At 63.5% G+C, this 17296-nt stretch carries 16 protein-coding genes and 1 pseudogene; 10 read left to right on the top strand and 7 right to left on the bottom strand.

The window, feature by feature from the left end; translation table 11 throughout:
- Positions 1–602: 602 nt before the first annotated feature.
- Complete coding sequence (locus ACX80K_RS13900) at positions 603–938, bottom strand: branched-chain amino acid transporter permease (RefSeq protein WP_459272482.1); 336 nt, start codon at positions 936–938, stop codon at positions 603–605.
- A complete protein-coding gene (locus ACX80K_RS13895; protein WP_459272481.1) occupies positions 931–1761 on the bottom strand; it encodes an AzlC family ABC transporter permease in 831 nt (276 codons plus the stop codon). Before ACX80K_RS13895 ends, ACX80K_RS13900 begins: the two co-directional genes overlap by 8 nt.
- Between ACX80K_RS13895 and ACX80K_RS13890 the strand changes: the two genes are divergently transcribed.
- A complete protein-coding gene (locus ACX80K_RS13890; protein ID WP_459272480.1) occupies positions 1731–2174 on the top strand; it encodes an Lrp/AsnC family transcriptional regulator in 444 nt (147 codons plus the stop codon). The two genes, ACX80K_RS13895 and ACX80K_RS13890, sit on opposite strands and share 31 nt — an antisense overlap.
- A gap of 162 nt (positions 2175–2336) precedes the next feature.
- On the opposite strand, the gene ACX80K_RS13885 is transcribed toward ACX80K_RS13890, so the two are convergent.
- Positions 2337–3320, bottom strand: coding sequence for an EamA family transporter (locus tag ACX80K_RS13885; RefSeq protein WP_459272479.1), 984 nt, complete (start codon positions 3318–3320; stop codon positions 2337–2339).
- Between the two features lie 86 nt (positions 3321–3406).
- Here ACX80K_RS13885 and ACX80K_RS13880 point away from each other — a divergent pair, with 86 nt between their 5' ends.
- A complete protein-coding gene (locus ACX80K_RS13880; protein ID WP_459272478.1) occupies positions 3407–4261 on the top strand; it encodes a LysR family transcriptional regulator in 855 nt (284 codons plus the stop codon).
- A 390-nt stretch (positions 4262–4651) separates the two neighbouring features.
- Here ACX80K_RS13880 and ACX80K_RS13875 read toward each other — a convergent pair whose 3' ends face one another.
- Complete coding sequence (locus ACX80K_RS13875; RefSeq protein WP_459272477.1) at positions 4652–5569, bottom strand: helix-turn-helix domain-containing protein; 918 nt, start codon at positions 5567–5569, stop codon at positions 4652–4654.
- Positions 5570–5833: 264 nt separating this feature from the next.
- Between ACX80K_RS13875 and ACX80K_RS13870 the strand changes: the two genes are divergently transcribed.
- The 8 genes from ACX80K_RS13870 to ACX80K_RS13835 all read left to right on the top strand — a co-directional run bounded on the left by ACX80K_RS13870 (position 5834) and on the right by ACX80K_RS13835 (position 13832).
- Positions 5834–7195 (top strand): ABC transporter substrate-binding protein, encoded by a 1362-nt coding sequence (locus tag ACX80K_RS13870; RefSeq protein WP_459272476.1) that lies wholly within the window; start codon positions 5834–5836, stop codon positions 7193–7195.
- Positions 7196–7271: 76 nt separating this feature from the next.
- Positions 7272–8246, top strand: a complete 975-nt coding sequence (locus ACX80K_RS13865) for a carbohydrate ABC transporter permease (protein WP_459272475.1) — start codon at positions 7272–7274, stop codon at positions 8244–8246.
- Positions 8243–9145: a carbohydrate ABC transporter permease gene (locus ACX80K_RS13860; RefSeq protein WP_459272474.1), complete on the top strand. Its 903-nt coding sequence runs from the start codon at positions 8243–8245 to the stop codon at positions 9143–9145. The genes ACX80K_RS13865 and ACX80K_RS13860 overlap by 4 nt, the downstream gene beginning before the upstream one ends.
- 28 nt (positions 9146–9173) lie before the next feature.
- Positions 9174–10223, top strand: a complete 1050-nt coding sequence (locus ACX80K_RS13855; RefSeq protein WP_459272473.1) for an NAD(P)-dependent alcohol dehydrogenase — start codon at positions 9174–9176, stop codon at positions 10221–10223.
- The gene (locus tag ACX80K_RS13850) at positions 10223–11188 is read left to right on the top strand and encodes a carbohydrate kinase family protein (RefSeq protein WP_459272472.1); all 966 of its coding nucleotides are present in this window, start codon (positions 10223–10225) and stop codon (positions 11186–11188) included. The genes ACX80K_RS13855 and ACX80K_RS13850 overlap by 1 nt, the downstream gene beginning before the upstream one ends.
- Positions 11185–11871 carry a nucleoside/nucleotide kinase family protein gene (locus tag ACX80K_RS13845; RefSeq protein ID WP_459272471.1) on the top strand — a complete coding sequence of 229 codons (687 nt, stop codon included), beginning with the start codon at positions 11185–11187 and terminating at the stop codon, positions 11869–11871. Before ACX80K_RS13850 ends, ACX80K_RS13845 begins: the two co-directional genes overlap by 4 nt.
- 51 nt (positions 11872–11922) lie before the next feature.
- On the top strand, positions 11923–13392 hold the full coding sequence (locus ACX80K_RS13840; RefSeq protein WP_459272470.1) for a mannitol dehydrogenase family protein: 1470 nt from the start codon (positions 11923–11925) through the stop codon (positions 13390–13392).
- A gap of 2 nt (positions 13393–13394) precedes the next feature.
- Entirely contained in the window at positions 13395–13832 is a 438-nt protein-coding gene (locus tag ACX80K_RS13835) for a MarR family winged helix-turn-helix transcriptional regulator (protein WP_459272469.1), read from the top strand.
- Between the two features lie 201 nt (positions 13833–14033).
- Here ACX80K_RS13835 and ACX80K_RS13830 read toward each other — a convergent pair.
- The 3 genes and pseudogenes from ACX80K_RS13830 to ACX80K_RS13820 form a co-directional block, all read right to left on the bottom strand.
- Positions 14034–14453, bottom strand: a pseudogene (locus ACX80K_RS13830) (4-hydroxythreonine-4-phosphate dehydrogenase PdxA); the annotation flags it as partial.
- A 300-nt stretch (positions 14454–14753) separates the two neighbouring features.
- The gene (locus tag ACX80K_RS13825; protein WP_459272468.1) at positions 14754–15662 is read right to left on the bottom strand and encodes an NAD(P)-dependent oxidoreductase; all 909 of its coding nucleotides are present in this window, start codon (positions 15660–15662) and stop codon (positions 14754–14756) included.
- The gene (locus tag ACX80K_RS13820; protein WP_459272498.1) at positions 15659–17125 is read right to left on the bottom strand and encodes a four-carbon acid sugar kinase family protein; all 1467 of its coding nucleotides are present in this window, start codon (positions 17123–17125) and stop codon (positions 15659–15661) included. The genes ACX80K_RS13825 and ACX80K_RS13820 overlap by 4 nt, the downstream gene beginning before the upstream one ends.
- Positions 17126–17296: the final 171 nt, after the last annotated feature.

The following is a 17296-nucleotide window of genomic DNA, read 5'->3' as shown; positions in this document are numbered from 1 at the left end:
GACGAGCAAGGTCGCCGAACGCTTCGGCGTCGCAGGGACCACTCCAGGCCCCTCAGCAACGCAACTCATTCAGAAAGCATCATTTACTCGCCGGAATACGGGTGAATCACGTTCACCGCCCCGGGCATGGCCGAATTCACCATCCGGCAACGCGGAGACTGAGCTATCGGACGGTCCCGACGATGGCGTGCTGCACTGTGCGCCAGAGCCTTCGGCTTCAGCTCGGGTGTGCAGCGCATTCTGCGCCACGACCGGGCCTGCCCTGAACGGCGGTACTGCAGAGTCCTGGTAGGTCGGACGTGGCGATAAGACGCGCAGGACGTCGACCAGAGGTGAACCCCTTTTCAGTCAACGGGCCATTCACCCATAAGCGGGTGGAGCCCGAAGGTCAGAACCCCAAGGGGTCCATCTCTGGGTGAACCGCTTGCCTCACAGTCCGTCCCGACATTCGTGGACATAAGGTCAATTATCGGCGACTGACGTTGGGGTGTTTGGCAGGGGATTTTGCACCTCAACACAACCTGCCCATCTCCGGGTGAAACCCGCGCGCTGTTCTATGGGCGGTCCTTACGGAGCATCTTGGCGGGATCTGCGGCGGAGCATCAGCCTGCGCCGAAGACGGTAGAAGTTAGTAGCACGTAACTGGCGGTGCCGCCTGCGATGCTCAACAGCATGTTCGACTTCCGAAGATGGAACACTGACGTGACCAGCACCCCGAGCATGGCGGGAACACAGCTTGCCGGGTCAATGACGCTGACGTGCCGGAGCGTGTAGACAGTGAGAATCACCATCACGCCGACCGGGATGCGTTCGGCAATGTAGGGCAGGAGTTCGCTGCTGCGCAAGGGCGCAAGGACCGCGAACGGGAGTGCGCGTAGGGCCCACGTCACCATAGCGGCCACGAGTGTCACGGCCAGCAGGTATTGAGTGTCATCCACGGCGCCACTTCCGGCCCTTCCACATGTGGGAGACAACGAGCAGGCTGACGAATGTCCCCATCGCGGGCAGGATCATCGCGTCACCAGCGAAGATCAGGAAGAACAGAGCACAGGCAAGGGCTACCAGCGGAATCGGCACTGCACGGCGCACACGGTAGGCGTCGATACCCAGCACGAGGAAGAACGCAGTAATCGCGAAGTCCAGCCCCACCACGCCGAGAGGTATGAGGGAACCGGCGAGTACCCCGATCGTGGCGCTGACCACCCAGTTCAGGTAGAACACGGCCTGAATGCCGAGGATGCGCGCGCCGCTCCACTGACGCGCTTCGGGCTGGGCGGTTAGCGCCCACGCCTCATCGCAGAGGATGTAAGTGCTCAACACTCGGAGGCTGCGGGAGCGTATCTGCCCGAGGGGAAACGAGAGCGCGTAGAAGACATGCCGGAAGTTCACAAGTAGCGCCGTCAGCGCTACCGACGTGAGCGGTGCAGCTGCGATCACCATGCCGACGAGCAGGAACTCGAGCGAACCAGCGAAGATCACGCTGGTGAACAGCGGAGCCGTCCACCAGGGCAGGGTGGATTGTGAGATAAGCACGCCCAGCGCCGCCCCCAGAGGAAACATGGCGATACCGGCGGGAAGCGCGATCCGGACGCCAGTGAAGGCTTCCCCGGGGATGCTTGGGGCACTCGTCTCATTGCGGCTTGTTGCTGCTTCGTTCGCACAGCAATCGTAGGAAAAATCGAGCGAACTATGGTTGCTGGTATTCGCTACAGAAGGGCATAGTAGGCAACATGAGGGAACTTGATCTGCTTGACTACGCAATTCTTGAGCAGCTGCAACTAGATGGTCGTGTCAGCAACCTTGAGTTAGCCCGACGGGTTGGGCTGACTCCTGCTCCTTGCCTACGTCGGGTACGCCGCTTGGAGGCCGATGGAGTGGTTGTCGGCTACCGGGCGATCGTTGACCAGGGAAAACTGGGGCGTCGTCTCGAAGTAACCGCCGCGGTCGAGGTCAGGAGCACCGACACGCAGACGATTGCCGAGTTCGAGCGAGCGGTAGTGGCTTTCGATGAGGTGGTTGAAGCGCGGAAGGTGTTCGGCAATCCGGACTACTTCTTGCGCATCGTCGTGAGCGACATCGACGAGTACGAGCAGTTCCAGATGCAAAAGCTCACAGCACTTCCTGCGGTATTCCGCGTCGACTCACACCAGACCATGAAGCTACTCAAGAACTGACCGACTCCGGTAAGTAGAGCCGCGTCACGGAGTCAGCGAGGTCTACCGGCCTGTATCGGCGCTGATGTCTCTGGGTTTAGTCGCGTTTTTGAGGGCGATCGCGTTGAGTTCCTGCGGGCTGTACTGGTGCAGCTCGGCGGTCCACGCCGCAGGTGGACGTGCTCATGAGTTTGACGGTTCCGGACCTGACGGGTCATCCACCTGTGAGCGGGTGGAGCCCGAAGGAGAAAGCTCAAAGCCGTCCACCTGTGGAAGAGCCGACGCGCCTGCATGCCGTCGCTTTGAGGCGAAGCGGTTCCGAGAATAGAGCAGCGCTACCGCGTTGGCGGTGACGATCAAGGCGATACCCGCCCATTCGAGCGCTCCGAGTGCCTCGTGGAGAAAAGCAACGCCGACCAGCGCCGCCAGGACAGGGTTTAAGCTCATCAGAATCCCGAAGAGACCGGCCGGAACCCGACGGAGTGCCAGCAGGTCAGCAACGAACGGCACGACGGAAGCAAGTACCCCCGCGGCTACCGCACACAGCAGTGTAGAAGTATCCGGTTGCTTGGTGATGAAGATCAGGACGGCGATCGGCAGGAACAGTACTGCGGAGACCCCCGTTGCCGTCGCAGTGCCCTGGACTCCCGGTATGCGGGCTCCGATGGTCCTATTGAGCAGGATGTACGCGGCCCAGCTGCAGGCTGCGACTATGCCGAGGCCCATCCCGAGATAATCCGTGGTCGGTTCAGGGCGGGCTATAGCTACGACACCGGTTCCAGCAATGGCGGCGCAGACCGCGCTGATTCTGGTACGGGAACTGAGCAGGGCAACAGCAAGGGGACCAAGAAACTCCAGAGTGACTGCGAGTCCGAGCCCCACGCGCTCCACCGCCGCATACAAGGTCAAGTTCATGATTCCAAACACCAAAGCCAGCAGCAGGACCGGCCACCACTGAGCTCGAGTCATTGAGCGGACCCTGGGGCGGACAAGCGGCAGGAGGACAGCGGCGGCCACGAGCTGGCGGACGGCGACCACTCCGACAGGTCCGATGACCGGGAAGGCCAGCGACCCACTGGCTGCGCCCAGCTGGTTCGAGGACGCACTGATGATGGAGATGACGACGCCGGCGCTCCGGCCCCTGCTGACGCGTGCTGCTCTAGCCATGGTCGGAGTGTGCCCTGCACCTGATGCTGTCTCACAATGCAGACAACCGATCACTTATGCATTCCGCGCATTAATACACTGGGGGCATGGATGTGGAATTGCGCCACCTACGGTCTCTGACCGGCGTCATCGATGCCGGTAGTTTCACCGACGCTGCAATTGAGCTCGGTATTTCTCAGGCGGCCGTGTCCCGCAACGTGGCAGCCCTTGAACGCGCCCTGGGGATGCGGCTTCTGCACCGCACCACCCGGAGCGTGGAACTTACCGCCGCTGGAGAGCGGGTCATTCGGCACGCACGCCGTGCCCTCTCCGCTGTGGAGGACGTCCGTTACGCAGCAGTGTCCGGTCATGAGACTTTCCGAATTGGGTACGCCTGGTCAGCGTTAGGCAAGTACACCCCTGAGTTCCAACGCGAATGGGCCGCAGCCTTTCCCCACAGCCAATTGCGCCTGAACAGGACGAACACACCCACCGCAGGACTGTATGAGGGAACCAGTGACCTGGCGATCCTGCGCCGACTTCCAGCTACCCACATGCTCGAGGTGTTCGTCATCGGTGAGGAGAAACGCTTCTGCGCGATGGCCGCCGGCCACCCGCTGGCTGGCAAACGCAGCGTCACCCTCGCGCAGATTGCGACCTGGCCCCTGGCCATGGACCGACGAACGGGGAGCACACAGCTGAACCTCTGGCCCGACGATAACCGGCCGGCAACAATCATCGAGACGGACGACGTCGATGACTGGCTCACCGTCATCGGCAGTGGTCAAACATTGGGTGTGACTGCGGAATCAACAGCTCACCAGTACCGTCGCCCGGGCCTGGTGTACCGTCCGGTCAGAGACGCCCCAACCGTTCCGGTCTATGCCGCATGGAACAAGGGTGAGCCACCTGCAGGACATCAAGCCCTCCTCGCCCTCCTTCGCAACCTCTACCCCACGTGACATCACCACGGTCCCGACGAGAACCTCGCTCCCCTCCGAATGCCGACGCAATGCTGCCCTCCGACTGCGGAAAGGGTTGACCAGGCTGAGCTGACTTCCGAAAACCGCGGTGCGTCAATCGGTAGAGATCACCACCGGTTACGCGTTCTGTCAGTCACCGCGATGCTGTCGACGTCAGGCATACGCGAGACCACCCAGTTGTCGACCTGGATAGGTCCGAGACTGAAGGGTCGTCGGTGATTGCGGCTCATCAGATCCAACATAGAGGACCTGTTAGCACGTTCGTTCCGGTGGAGTGCGTGCCTCTGAGCTGAAGCGTTCACCGGCCCTCAGGGCAAGTGCGGCGCGCACGCTAGCGTCGATGGTTGGGATGACCTCTTCAAACTGGTCTCAGGTTTCTCGTGCGCGGTAGGCGCGAGGAGTCATGCCCATTTCTGTCTGGAAGTGCCGGTTGAAGTTGGACAGGTTCGAGAACCCGACCTCGTAACAGATAGACGAGACCGCGATGTCCGTCTGGTCCAGCAGACGACACGCGTGGGCGAGGCGAAGCTTTCGCACCATGTCGCTGAAGTTCTGGCCCGTGGACCTTCGGAAGTATTTGGAGAAGGTGGGCTCGGTCATGCCTACCAACTCCGCTACCTCTGCCATCCGCACCATCCCTGAGTGGTTCGCGAAGATGTACTCGAGGGCGATGTCGACCACCGCAGCTGCTTCACCGTCGAGTTGGGGTTCGAACCAGTCACGGGCAAGGAACTGTCGATCGGCCTCGGGTGACCTCGCGAAGATCGTGAGGACTCTCAGCACATGATGCAGGCGTTCCATCCCGGTGGCGTTTCCTACCGCCTCGATAGCATCAGCGGCCTTGAGCGCCGTTGCCCCGGTGAAGTGGATCCCTCGTGCTGATTGCTGCAGAACCTCTTCGACCTCCAGGAGCTCGGGCATGAGCTCAGCGCACCGAAGCAACCATTCGCCGTCGAACTGAAGGACGGCATCGCGCTTCTCGATCACCTCTCCAAGCTCGAGGTCGCTGACCCAGTCATGTGGGAGGCCTGAACCGATGAGAGTGACCTGCCCTGCTTCGAACGTGCCGAGGTAGTCGCCGACGATGAAGCGGCCCGTGCCCTTGCGAATGAGGTGTATCTCGTACTCGGGGTGGTAGTTCCACCGCGCAATCGGGCTTGGATAGTCGTGTTCGTGCCACCGAATGGAGTGCTTGGGGTCGTGGGGAATCACTTCACGGTTCGCGTGAAGTCCGGTCAGGCGCTCAGCAAGACGAACAGCCGCATCCGATATTTTTTGGGCCACCACGCTCCTCCTCCTACGTAGAGGTTATCTACCGACACCGCCCGCTAGGCCCCGAATAGCAGGGCCCCTGCGTTCGATGTCTACAAGCTGCGGAAAATAAGTATCAGTCGAAGGCAACTGCAGCGCTAGTTGTGCACTATGTCACACCCCTATCTTTGTAGGACAGGAGCAGGTACCCGGTTCGACCGGCTATACCCCTCCCACTCAACCCGGATGCACCTGCGTCGATCCGGCGCGCCCTTGATCAGTAAGAACAAAGGAGTCCTTATGCGAATCCCACCTGCACAAGCCACCCTCACCGCCGGACTGGCCTGCCTTGCCCTGACCCTCACTGCCTGCTCCGGTGCAGGCGGCGGAGGAGGCGGCGGAGACGCCTCCGGTGAAGCCCAGAGCATCAACGTCCTCATGGTCAACAACCCGCAGATGGAGGACCTGCAGCGGTTGACCGCGGACAACTTCACCGCGGAGTCGGGTATCACCGTGAACTTCACCTCGCTCCCGGAGAACGACGTCCGGGCGAACATCAGCCAGGAGTTCTCCGCCCAGGCCGGACAGTACGACGTCGCGTCCCTGTCCAACTACGAGATCCCGTTCTACTCCGCCAACGGGTGGCTCGCCCCCCTCGACGAGTTCGTCGCGGAAGACACGGAGTTCAACCAGGACGACATCCTCCCGGCCTACACCGAGTCCCTCACGGGAGAGGACGGCAAGCTCTACGGTGAGCCGTTCTACGGTGAATCCTCCTTCCTCATGTACCGCACCGACGTGTTCCAGGAGCTCGGCCTCACCATGCCGGAGAACCCCACCTGGGACCAGGTGGCGGAGCTCGCCGCGCAGGTGGACGAGGCCAAGGAGGACATGAAAGGCATTTGCCTGCGCGGCCAGCCGGGCTGGGGCCAGGTCTTCGCCCCGCTGACCACCGTGGTCAACACCTTCGGCGGGACCTGGTTCGACAAGGACTGGAACGCGCAGGTCGACTCCCCCGAGTTCACCGAAGCCGTCACGTTCTACACCGATCTGGTGAAGAACCATGGCGAGGCCGGAGCAGCCCAGGCCGGCTTCACCGAATGCCTGAACAATATGACCCAGAGCCAGACGGCCATGTGGTACGACGCGACCTCCGCCGCCGGCAGCCTCGAGGCCGAAGGCTCGCCCGTCGCGGGCAAGATCGGCTACGCGGCCGCCCCGGTGAAGGAGACCGAGTCCTCGGGCTGGCTCTGGACCTGGTCGTGGGGCATCCAGGCCGCATCCCAGAAGCAGGACGCAGCCTGGGAGTTCATCTCCTGGGCCAGCTCGCAGGAGTATGAGGAGCTCGTCGCCGAGGAACTTGGCTGGGCGAAGGTCCCCTCGGGCAAGCGCATCTCCACGTACGAGAACCCGGAGTACCAGGCGTCGGCGCCGTTCTACGAGGCGGAGCGCTTCGCGATCGAGAACGCTGACCCGAAGAACCCGGGCCTGCAGGAGCGCCCCTACATCGGCATCCAGTTCGCCGGTATCCCGGAGTTCGCCGACCTCGGGACAACGGTGTCGCAGGACATCAGCGCCGTGATTGCCGGACAGCAGACGGTCGAGGAAGCCCTGGCCAAGGGGCAGGAGACCGCCGAAGCCATCGGCGAAAACTACAAGTAGCCATACCTACCGCACGGACGGTGTCCGTTGCCCAGCTTCACCCACGGCAACGGACACCGTTCGGCAGGAGACCCCCATGAGTTCAGCTACCGCAACCCCGCAGCGTCAACGTTCATCTCGTCGTCCCTCCACATCGGATCCGAAAGCCAACGCACGTGCCCGTGCTACCCGGTGGGCCCGCCGCGCCCCACTGCTACCGGCACTGATCTTCCTGATCGTCGTCACTCAACTGCCGTTCATCGCGACGCTGGTCATCTCGTTCATGAACTGGAACAGCCTCCGGCCCAATGACACGAGCTTCGCCGGCTTCGACAACTACATCAGCGTCCTGACTGATACCGATTTGCGCGCGTCGATCATCACCACGATCGTCCTCACCGTCACGGTGGTGCTGGTCAGCTTGCTCCTCGGGCTCGGTCTGGCCCTGCTGCTGGACAAGAAATTTATCGGTCGAGGGATCGTCCGCACCATGCTCATCGCACCCTTCCTCATCGTGCCGGTCGCCGCGGCCCTGATCTGGAAGCATGCACTGCTGAACCCGTCCTACGGACTTGTCAATGGCACGCTCACCTGGGTCTGGTCCCTGTTCGGCAGCGACAATCCGCCGCAGCCCGAGCTCCTGTCCCAGGCACCCCTGTTCGCCGTTGAGGCCTCCCTGATCTGGCAGTGGACGCCGTTCATGATGCTGATCCTGCTCGCCGGACTGCAGTCGCGTCCCATGGACGTCATCGAGGCCGCGCAAATCGACGGCGCGTCCCGGTGGCAGATCTTCCGCTATCTGACCCTGCCGCACCTGCGTCAGTACCTGGAGTTGGGCGGCCTGCTCGGAACCATTTACATCGTCCAGAACTTCGACGCCGTTTTCACGCTCACTTCCGGAGGACTCGGGACGGCGAACCTGCCGTTCTCCATCTACCAGACGTTTTACACGGCCAATGATTACGGGCTGGCCTCGGCCACAGGCGTCGTCGTGGTGATCGGCACCATCATCATCGCCACCTTCGCCCTGCGCTCCGTCTTCACACTCTTCCAGAAGGAGGAAGCCCGATGACTACCCTCACCCCGGCTCCCCACAAGCAGAACGCCGGCCCCCGCTTCCTGGGCCGGAAAGGGAAGTCGCGCCTTGACCCGACACGCAACAGCACCATCGCCGGCCTCGCCGCATGGGCCGCCGCGCTCATCTTCGCCATCCCCGTGTTCTGGATGGTTCTAACGTCCTTCCACTCTGAGAACGACGCCGCTACCAACCCGCCGTCCATCGCGGCCGAGCTGACGCTTGATTCCTACCGGAACTTCTTCGGCGGTGCGTCCGGGCTGGACCCGTGGCCGCCGCTGATCAACTCGGCGACCGCCTCGATCATCTCCACCATCCTGGTGCTGGCCCTGGCCATCCCTGCCGCGTATGCACTGTCCATCAAGCCTGTTGAGAAGTGGACGGACGTCATGTTCTTCTTCCTCTCCACGAAGATGCTGCCGATCGTCGCCGCACTGCTGCCCCTGTTCCTCTTCGCACGCAACGCCGGGACACTGGACAACATCTGGTTCTTGATCCTCCTCTATACGTCGATGAACCTGCCGATCGCGGTGTGGATGATGCGGTCCTTCCTCGCCGAAGTGCCCGCCGAGATGCTGGAGGCAGCCCAGATCGACGGCGCCGGCCTCATCCTGACCCTGCGCAAGGTCGTCGCCCCCGTCGCGATGCCCGGCATCGCGGCGACGGCGCTGATCTGCTTCATCTTCAGCTGGAACGAGCTCCTGCTGGCGCGGGTCCTGACCGGCGTCGTCGCCGGGACGGCGCCGGTGTTCCTCACCAGCTTCGTCTCCAGCCAGGGCCTGTTCCTCGCCAAGGTCTGCACCGCGGCCGTGGTCATCTCCCTTCCCGTCCTCATCGCCGGCTTCGCCGCCCAGGACAAGCTCGTCCAGGGCCTGTCACTCGGCGCCGTGAAGTAGAACCAACCTTCTCCGAAAGGATCCAGCCATGACTGCAACAGTCGAACACACAGCCGTCGAGGTCCCCACGACCATGCGCGCGTCCCTCCTCAAGAAGCAGGGCGACGTCGCCCTCGAAACCCTTGCGGTACCCACTGTCGATGAGGACCAGGTCCTCGTGCAGGTCGCCGCCGTCGGCGTCTGCGGCAGCGACGTCCACTACTACGAGCACGGCCGGATCGGCCCGTACGTCGTCGATCACCCCCTGATCCTCGGCCACGAACTCTCCGGACGCATCGTCGCCGTCGGCGCGAGCGTCGACCCGTCGCGGGTCGGCCAGCGGGTCGCCGTCGAACCCCAGCGCCCCTGCCGGATCTGCGACCAGTGCAAGCACGGCCGCTACAACCTCTGCCCGAGCATCGAGTTCTACGCCACCCCGCCGATCGACGGTGCGTTCACCGAATACGTCGCCATCCAAGCGGACTTCGCCTTCCCCATTCCCGACAGCGTCAGCGACGAAGCCGCGGCCCTCATCGAACCGCTCTCGGTGGGCATCTGGGCCTGCCAGCGCGCCGAGATCGGTCCGGGTAGCCGCGTCCTGATTGCCGGCGCCGGGCCCATCGGGATCATCGCCGCGCAGACCGCCCAGGCTTTCGGCGCCTCAGAGGTCTATATCAGCGATATCTCCCCCGATCGCCTCACGTTCGCACTGGAGCACGGGGCCACCCACGCACTCGACGCCCGCTCCGACAGTTCGGACGGGCTCGACGTCGATGCTTTCATCGACGCCTCTGGTGCGCCGCAGGCAGTCCGCTCCGGCATCCTCGCCGTTCGCCCGGCAGGACGGGTGATCCTCGTCGGCCTTGGCGCGGACGACGTCGAACTTCCCGTCTCCTTCATCCAGAACCGGGAGATCTGGCTCTCCGGCGTCTTCCGGTACGCCAACACGTGGCCGCTGGGGATCCAACTTGTCGCGGACGGAAAAGTGGACCTCGACGTGCTGGTCACCGGACGCTTCGGCCTGTCCGAGGCAGAAGCTGCCCTCCAGGCAGGCAAGCAGCCCGGCCAGCTCAAGGCCATTGTCTACCCCGGCCGCTGATGGAACGGAACCCGGAGGTGCCCCGCATCGTGGTCATCGGCGAATCCCTCGTCGACGTCGTCCACGATGACACCCGACGGGCCACGGACGAACATCCCGGCGGAAGCCCCATGAACGTGGCCGTGGGGACGACCCGACTCGGCATCCCCACCACCCTGATCACCGCGTTCGGTAACGACCGACACGGTCAGGCCATCGAGCGTCACCTCATGGCCAACGGGGTCGATGTAATCAACGCCGGGGGTGCGCGCACCAGCACCGCCAGTGCGCGCATCGGCACCGACGGGGCCGCTACCTACTCCTTCGACATCTCCTGGAACATCACCGAGTCGGTTGACGCTGCACGCTCCATGGCAGCAACGCACTTCCACACGGGCTCAATAGCAACTGGTTTGGCCCCTGGTTGCCACGACGTCCTGGACCTCCTCGAACAGGTCCGGAACACCAGCACCATCAGTTTCGACCCCAACTGCAGGCCCACCGTGACACCGGACCGCGATGAGGCACGTCAGGCGGTGGAACGTTTCGTGGCCCTCAGCGACATTGTGAAGGCCAGCGACGAGGACCTCACCTGGCTGTACCCGGGATCAGATCTGACGGAGGTGATGGATACGTGGTTGGCCCTTGGGGCCGCCCTCGTGGTCGTCACGCGTGGCGGGCAGGGGTCCCTGGCAGCCACCGCGTCAGTGCAGGTGAGTGAAGAAGCCACACCCGTTGATCTAGTCGACACCGTCGGGGCCGGAGACTCCTTCATGGCCGCGCTCCTAGCCGGATTACGGTGGTGCGGTGTGCTCGGGGCTGACGACCGAGCACGGATCGCAACCCTCGATCACGTAACCGTGCAGCAACTCCTGGCCTTCGCGGCGACAGCAGCAGCAATCACTTGCTCACGAGCCGGTGCCAACCCACCATTCCTGTCCGAGGTAGCAGCCGTCGAGGGCGTTCCGTGGACGTTGCTGGCATGACACCGACTGCAAAAGCTCCTTCTGCAGCCAAAGGCACCACAACTCCTGTGATGCGGGTCAGGAACACCGGGGAGCTCCAACGCCTGCTTCCCCAATCCAGTGCCGGCCGCACCTTGCTGGGCATCGTCGGTGCGCCCGGTGCGGGCAAGTCGACCGTCACAGCCGCACTTCAGGCGTTGAGTCCGAAGGCCTTCTCGCAGGTGCCCATGGATGGCTTCCATCTCGCTGATCAGGCGCTCATCCGACTCGGGCTGCTGGAGCGCAAGGGTGCGCCGGAGACGTTCGATGCTCACGGCTACGCGGCCCTCCTGTCCCGCCTCAGGGACAGGCCCGACCATGTCGTCTACGCACCAACCTTCGAGCGCCGGCTGGAGCAACCACTAGCCAATGCTTTGCCCATTGCGCCCTCAACATCCCTGCTGATTACAGAAGGCAATTACCTGCTCCTCGACGCACCCGGCTGGCGGGAGGCACGGCAACAACTCGACCAAGTCTGGTTTCTCGACGTCGATCCGGACGTTCGCCGTCGACGGCTCATTGACCGGCACATCCTGTTCGGTAAAGACCCCGCGGCCGCAGAGGAATGGGTGCGCCGCGTGGACGAGCCGAACGCCGAGCTTGTTGCCGCCTCCCGGCACCAGACGGACCGCATCCTCGACCTGTCCGATTGGCAGTTCACCTGATCCACCCAGCCACACCACTGGCCACAACCGACTACCACGCAAAGGCGCGCCATGACCCAGCTCTCAGCCGCAACACTGTCTTTCCTCCCTCCTCAACTGCCGGTGCCAACCTATGATCGCTCGGGGCTCAAGGTAGGCATCGTGCACTTCGGCGTCGGAGGGTTCCACCGCGCCCACCAGGCCATGTACCTGGATCGACTCATGTCCCAAGGACAGGCCCACGACTGGGCGATCCTCGGCGTCGGTGTCCTCCCCCACGACGTAGCCATGAAACAGGTGATGGACAGCCAGAACGGCCTCTACACGCTCGTCGAGAAAGCCGCTGACGGCACGCAGAACGCTCGCGTGATCGGCTCGATCGTCGACTACCTCTTCGCGCCCGAGGACCCGGAGGTCGTTATCGAAGCCATTGCAGCTCCCGGTGTCCGCATCGTTTCCATGACCATCACCGAGGGCGGCTACTGCATCGACCCCGTCACTGGAGAGGTTGACGCCGATCATCCAGCCCTGCGCGCCGACCTCGCCCCGGGCGCCGTACCAGCATCGGTCTTCGGCCTCGTCACCGAGGCCTTGGCGCGACGCCGCCGGCGCGGACTCCCCGGCCTGACCGTGATGTCGTGTGACAACATCCAGGGCAACGGCGACACGGCCCGTGCTGTCTTTACCGCCTTCGCGAAACGCCGCGACACGGACCTTGCTCAATGGGTTGCGGACAACGTCACCTTCCCGAACTCCATGGTGGATAGGATCACGCCCGCGACGACGGACCAGGACCGAGCCCAGGTTGTAAAAGAGTTCGGCGTCGAGGACGGCTGGCCCGTGGTGTGCGAGGACTTCGAACAGTGGGTCCTCGAGGACCACTTCGCGCAGGGCCGCCCCGCCTGGGAGGACGCCGGCGTGCAGCTCGTGGACGACGTCGAACCCTACGAGCTCATGAAGCTCCGGCTGCTCAACGCCAGCCACCAGGCACTCTGCTACCCCGGCTACCTCGCCGGATACCGGCTCGTCCACGACGTCTGCCAGGACCCCGCCTTCGCCCGCTACCTCCTCGCCTACATGGAGCAGGAGGCCACCCCGACCCTGCGGCCCGTGCCCGGCGTCGACCTCGACGGCTACCGGCGCCAGCTCATCTCGCGTTTCTCCAACGCGGCCGTCCGCGACACCGTCCCCCGCCTGTGTGCTGAGAGTTCCGACCGCATCCCGAAGTGGCTGGTCCCGGTCATCCGGGAGAACCTGGAGGCCGGACGAAGCGTCCGCTACGGGGCGGCGATCATCGCCACCTGGACCCGCTACGCCGAAGGCGTCGACGAGACCGGGACCCCCATCGACGTCGTCGACCGGCTCAAAGAGCAGGTGATGGAAGCAGCGGCACGCACACGGACAGATCCCCTCGCTTTCCTCCAACAACGTGACCTCTTCCTCGATCTGGCCGACCAGCCCGCGTTCGTCGATACCTACCTCGAAGCCCTCGGAACACTCCGCGGTCCCGGGGCTGCGGCGCTGGTATCCGCGATGGCATAACCATGAACCACGAACTGACACCCGCTGATCCCGATGGGACCGCGATGTGGAGTCTCATTCGAGCCTCACGAAAAATCGAGAGAGCCCTCGCTGATGTCCTCGCGGACTACGGACTGACGCCCGCTCAATTCAGTGTGCTCGCCCAACTCGACGGCGCCCTCTCCCTGACTCAAGCAGACCTTGCGCGCACTACCTTTGAGCGGCCCCAGAACATGGCGACGCTCCTAAGGGGACTGGAAGGCCGGCACCTTATTGCACGATCGCCTGCACGGGCCCAAGGTAATCGCCAACCGTTCGAACTGACGGACTGCGGCCAAGTGCTGCTCACTTCCGCGCGCCCGGCCGTCACCTCCGCCAATGATCCTCGCCGGTACGGCCTCTCATCCCTCGACGCAACCTTCCTCAATACGAACCTGCAATCGATCCTGACCAACGGATGATCCTGGACCGCACCAAGCAAGCTGACAGAAATGAGGTTATCGGCGATTCTGGACTCGGTAACACGATCCGTTGATCGCCTCGAATCACCTCTCTTGTAGCTAACTGCTGACGCCCGGCCGAGTGTTGGTTCCATGGCAGGGTCCGCATCGAACCTCGCCCGGTGTCGAAGGTGAGGCGGGCCCGGCTACGGGCCATTTGGTTCATACAGCAACGCTTGGCCGGGTCGCCATCTCCGAGGCTCGATGGAGGGCTTCCATCGTGCTGCGGGAGTCGGCGATGGCTTTGCCTGCGATGTCGAACGCGGTGCCGTGGTCGACAGATGTACGGATGACCTCCAATCCGACGGCGACATTCACACCGGCCTCGATGCCGAGCGCTTTCACGGGTCCGTGGACCTGGTCGTGGTACATCGCGACCACCAGATCGTAGTCGCCGCGCCCGGCGAGGAAGAAAAGGGTATCGGCCGGTAACGGACCTGTGACGTCGATGCCGTCAGCTGCGGCCGCCTGCACGCCGGGGAAAATTTTCTCAGCTTTCTCGCCCTGGCCGAGCAGGCCGTTCTCGCCCGCATGAGGGTTGATGGCGCAGACACCGGTCTTCGGCGCCGGTATGCCTGTCCTCCATCCAAGACAAGTCGTACCCGCAGGCCCTGCTTGTCGAAGCTTGAGGCGGTTTCGGCTGCGCCGGAAAGCTCATCGGCTTGCACCACGATGTGGGCCATGCCGCCTCCCTCAGCTCTAATGGGTGCGCTCTGCTTAGGAGCGTAGATGGACTTCATGGTCGCCTTGTTGCGCGTTTCACGCTATGGCACTTGCTCGAAACGCGCCGTGGAGAGAAAGCGGTGCGTTGGCGTTGGTTAGCATTACCTACAGCGCGACGAAAGATGCGAGACCCCGGACGAGTGTCGTTCGGGACGGAAGTCAGGGGCAGGAGGCGGGCTTTGCGGGCGCGATGACGGTGATGACAGCTGAATCGTCCTTGGCACCATGTCCCTGCGCCTGGCCCTGCAGGAACAGCTGCTCTGCCGCTGCGGCGAGGGGGGTGGGCAGTGACACCGCTCGAGCAGCCGACGTCACAATACCGAGATCCTTCACGAAGATGTCCAATCGGCTCAACACTTCCGCACCCTCGGAGTCCCATGCCTGCAGGATGCGGGGCCCGCGGTTTCCCAGCATGAAGGACGCCGCCGCGCCCGCCTGAAGCGCTACTATCGTCTTTTCGGGGTCAAGGCCCAGCGACTGCGCGAGTGCCAAAGCCTCGGCGGCAGCGGCGATGTGCACCCCGCACAGCAGCTGGTTAACGGTCTTCAGGGCCTGTCCGTCGCCCGGCTTGTCACCCACGACGGTCAGGGTGGAGGCCAACAAGTTCAGAACCGGGGCCGCCGTCGCCTGTGCCGTTGCGGACGCGCCGACGACGATCAGGAGGTCACCTTCGCCCGCCCGCACCGGGCCGCCGGAGAGGGGTGCGTCGACGAGATCCACGCCCTGCCCCGCGAGGCGCTCGGCGACATTCACCACCGCGTCGACACCGACCGTGCTCGTCATGATGACAACAGCTCCGTGCTTCAACGTCGGCGCGATGCCATCGGGGCCGAAGAGCGCGTCATTCAGCTGCTCGGCATTGCGGACGGCCAAGAGCACGGCGTCGGCGCCGTCCACCGCTGACTTTGCAGTGTCGAACGTGCGGATCCCGGCCTCCTCAGCGAGCCGGAGCCTCTCGGCCGCAATGTCGAAGCCATGCACGGTGAGTTGAGATGCGAGGCGCGTTGCCATGGGAAGCCCCATCGCTCCCAGCCCCAGGACGGCGGCAAGATACGGCTGGCTGGTCATCGTGTTTCCTCTGGGTGGGAGTTGGCAGAGTTCGAGGTGGCATGAGGCGGGGCGGACAGCGTGCGGACGACGTCGGTGAGTGATGTGTCCGTTCCGACGTTGCCGGCGAAGACAACATAGGGGATGCCGCGCGCAGGTCCATCCATGGGCTCCCAGAGTGAGACAATACCGGGCAGCATCGGACCCCGAACCATGGCTCGTCGGATCGAGAGTCCGTACACCGCGACATCGGAGGAGGTGATTCCGCCCTTCGCGATGACGAATCGCGGTGGCGAGGATTCGAGGATCCGCCGGACCACTTCGACGACGGCTGCGGAAACCTTGCGCGAGATTGCCAGGCTCTCCTCCCCGCTGGCCGCGGTGACGAGCGTCCGGCTGGTGTGGATCACGATGTTTCCGTGGGCAAGACTGTCGACGGCTCGTGCGACAACCGCCGCGAGGTGGTCCGCGCGCGTTGCTTCGCTGATGATTGCTTCGACCTCAATGACCTCCGTCGAAGCGTGAGGGAAAGCGTCAGTAAGGTCGTGCAGCTGCCGACTGGTTACGCCGACATGTGAGCCCACCACGATGAGTCCTCCGGTACCGCCGGACTCGCGGCCAGCGTAAATCTCCGAGGTCTGCAATGGAGGATGCGGTTCCTGTCCGATCGCTGCCCGGACGAACGGCGGGCCGACTCGAAAAAGCACCGTCGTACCGCGACGGTGCGCCAGGTGGCATCCAAGGGAGATCAGGCGGAGGTCGTCCTCCGTGACAGCATCGGCCACCACGGGCGTGCTGCCGGTGGCCGTCGAAAGCAGGTCCGCGATTTGCTCCGGGCCACCCCGAATGATGTCGAGGGTGAGAGCAAGGACATCACCGGCACCGATACGGCCGTCCGTCTTGGTGCTGACGTACTCGCGGAGATTCGAGGAAGGAAAACCGAACGTGGCATCACGGGCGAATTCCGTGGCGGAGACAGGTGTCAGCTCCCCCGCGGCGAGCATGTAGTGCTCGGAATCGATGGTGACGCGCCCCGCATCAGGAAAAGCGGGGACCAGGACGACGGCGTCGACCGGTCGTGCGGTGAAGTTCAGAATGGTTTCCGCCAGCACATCGGTTTCCAACGGAAAATGGCCGCGAAGCGTGGAATCACTCCTGGACACGAAGATAAGTTCGGTGTCCGACATCCGCGCAGCGGCGAGAGCGTTAGCCGCGATCTCCCGATTGCGGGCGGCAGCCCCGTCCGCAGGCAGGCTACGCGTATTGGTCAGGATGTAGAACGCGGGATGCCCCTGAGCCAAAGCCCAGGTGATGTCCTCGACCGTCCAGGACGTCAGCACTGGCAGGTCGGCGACGGACTGGGTGCCCGTGGGATCGTCGTCGAGGACGACGAAGACAGCATCAGGTAGATGCTTCTGCACATCCGGGGCAGCTACAGCCACGGAGCGCGGAAAGACTTCGAGTGCTTTGCTCAGTAGCATCAGGTGCTCCCCTGTTGTCAGATGTCTGATAAGTAATCATACGTACTTTAGTAGGTACCGCTCAAGGCAGGTCAGGCGGAAGAACCAAGTACCTACGAGCTCAGGGTTCCGCCGTTTACCCACGCGCCTTCATGACAGCGCGGACGGTCTCTATGTGGCATGCCCAATAGTTAT

Source organism: Arthrobacter sorbitolis (genome assembly GCF_054510995.1).
The sequence above is the reverse complement of the archived record's forward strand: the minus strand, read 5'-3'. Positions and strand labels throughout refer to the sequence as shown.